The organism is Phytoactinopolyspora endophytica (genome assembly GCF_004138495.1).
Classification (GTDB): domain Bacteria; phylum Actinomycetota; class Actinomycetes; order Jiangellales; family Jiangellaceae; genus Phytoactinopolyspora; species Phytoactinopolyspora endophytica.
The window spans coordinates 15908-16620 of the sequence record NZ_ML142853.1 but is presented as its reverse complement, the minus strand read 5'-3'; the positions used below and the strand labels follow the sequence as shown (position 1 = coordinate 16620).

Below are 713 nucleotides of genomic sequence, written 5' to 3'. Positions count from 1 at the left end.
GACCGAGTACGCGCCGATGGTCACCATCGGGCAATGGCGTGCCTCCGGCGAGACCGAGACCGTACCCCTGACGCTTCCACATGCTCAAGGGGGCTGGCCGTTCAGGACCGTGGGTGCCTTGGGCGATCTGTACCAGACGGACCCATGGGCCGGAACGGCGGATGACGGCAGCAGCTGGGGCGTCGTCGTCGATGCGGACAGCGACGGGTTCGTCAGCCTCGACGCGGTGTCAGCGGAGAGCGAGCTCGTGACCGGATATCTCCGGACGTACGTGTACAGCAGGGAGCCGAGAGCGGCAGCCTTCTCCGTAGGCGCAGCCACCTGGATGCTGTTCAAGGTGAACGGTGAGGTCATGGTCGACGGGAGCTGGACCGGCGCATGGCTCCATGGACCGAGTCCGGCGCCGGACGAGACCGCGTTCACGGCCGAGCTACAGGCTGGTTGGAACAGGCTGGACGTCCTCGTGACGGGGAGCTGGGCCGAAGGGTTCGGGTGCTGGCCGCGGATGTCCGACCCGGGTGACCTGGCGATCGACGCGGCGACAGCTGTGCCTACCCGGGTCCCCGAACCGTCCGGAGAGGCGCTGCTGCCAGAGCCGCCGCTTGAGGGCCTCTACCACGAGGTGCTTCAGCAGTCGGAGGACGTGTACCGGTTCATCCATTGGTGACAGGTCGGTACGAGCGTGTGGTTGTCTCGACGAGTCGGTCGCGGAG

Annotated in this window: 1 protein-coding gene; it reads left to right on the top strand. The window is 67.2% G+C overall.

The window, feature by feature from the left end:
• On the top strand, window positions 1-667 hold a 667-nt coding region (locus tag ELR45_RS10890; RefSeq protein WP_165367669.1), incomplete at its 5' end, for a hypothetical protein.
• Window positions 668-713 lie beyond the last annotated feature (46 nt).